Genomic DNA, 1,078 nt, shown 5'->3' with positions numbered 1-1,078 from the left:
CCCCAATCCGATCCCTCGTCAGGAACCGAGCCTGAGCCATGGGCAAATGCAATGAAGCGCCTCTGGGTGAAAGGCTGGGTTCCGCCTCCGCGGCACGTCAGGCCTTGCAAGCCTGGTTTCAGGCGGGGAGCGCCGAGAACGACCTGGCCTCTGCGGCCAGGCAAGCCGAACGGCGGGCAATCTTCGCAGCGAGAGCTATTCGTCTGGCCGAGCGAGAGAGAGAAAGAGCCGCTTGAAAAGCAACTCGGATTATCCAGGAGGCTGGAGCAGAAGCCCAGCAAGTGCGTGAGCGCGAGCTTGCGGCGGCTGGGAAAATGCGGCGTGCTTCCGATGCCGCAGTCGCTAAAGTTAAGCTGTGTGCCGAACAGAAATCCGCGCGAGATGCCCGCGAAGCGCAAGCTCGGATGTGGTTGCAATGCATTTTGGCGGAACTAGCAGATCTTCCCGATCATGAACAAAGGATCAAGTCACGTGTCCCATAAATTCAAGCTGCGCCAACAAGTCCGCATGGTTCAAGGTGGCTTCTCTGACAGGTTGACGAGCAGCGGAGATACTTTCGAAATCGTGCAGCTCATGCCAGAGGATCGGAGTGGGGAAGCGTCGTACCGTATCCGATCTCGCATGGGAGATCGCGCTGTCAGAGAAAGTGAGATTGCCGCTATTTTCTAGTGAATCAAGCCAGCGATGCGGTAGATCATAGCGTTTATAATATATAACTTATCGGGAGAAAATTTTCATGGCAAAGAATTTCATCACTGGTTCAGCGCGCAGTCCTTCCAATGAAGAATTTCGTCGGCGCATTGAAAAATTAACGGAAATGCCCTCATACGCTGGGCTTCCGGCAAATAAGCATAGACAAAAATCCTGGAAAAAGCCATTTGCATGGCAGCCGCGGGAGCGTCCTTTGGACGGCACCGGATAAGCAATTTAACATATCCTGAAAAATGGATGGCTTATTTGTCCTTCTACCCTGCAAGCGCCGTGGTGAAGCTCACCATGCTCTGAAAGTATTCCCATGCCCACTCAGCGCGTCGATGCCTCCCCTGTCGCAACAGGGGCACTCGGCCTCGACACCATT

At 54.4% G+C, this 1,078-nt stretch carries 2 protein-coding genes; both read left to right on the top strand.

The window, feature by feature from the left end; genetic code table 11:
- The first annotated feature begins 38 nt into the window (after positions 1-38).
- Positions 39-236, top strand: a complete 198-nt coding sequence (locus tag ABZT49_RS28860; protein WP_355291268.1) for a DUF6481 family protein — start codon at positions 39-41, stop codon at positions 234-236.
- A 500-nt stretch (positions 237-736) separates the two neighbouring features.
- Complete coding sequence (locus ABZT49_RS28850; RefSeq protein WP_355291266.1) at positions 737-922, top strand: hypothetical protein; 186 nt, start codon at positions 737-739, stop codon at positions 920-922.
- Positions 923-1,078 lie beyond the last annotated feature (156 nt).

Origin of the sequence: Methylobacterium sp. EM32, from assembly GCF_040593685.1 — a bacterium.
Taxonomy (GTDB): domain Bacteria; phylum Pseudomonadota; class Alphaproteobacteria; order Rhizobiales; family Beijerinckiaceae; genus Methylobacterium.
Note: the sequence above shows the minus strand (reverse complement) of the source record. Positions and strands in the feature narration are given on the sequence as shown.

Coding starts and splice junctions, on each gene's coding strand:
- ABZT49_RS28850 (WP_355291266.1), top strand. CDS start 737: ATGGCAAAGAATTTCATCACTGGTTCAGCGCGCAGTCCTTCCAATGAA.
- ABZT49_RS28860 (WP_355291268.1), top strand. CDS start 39: ATGGGCAAATGCAATGAAGCGCCTCTGGGTGAAAGGCTGGGTTCCGCC.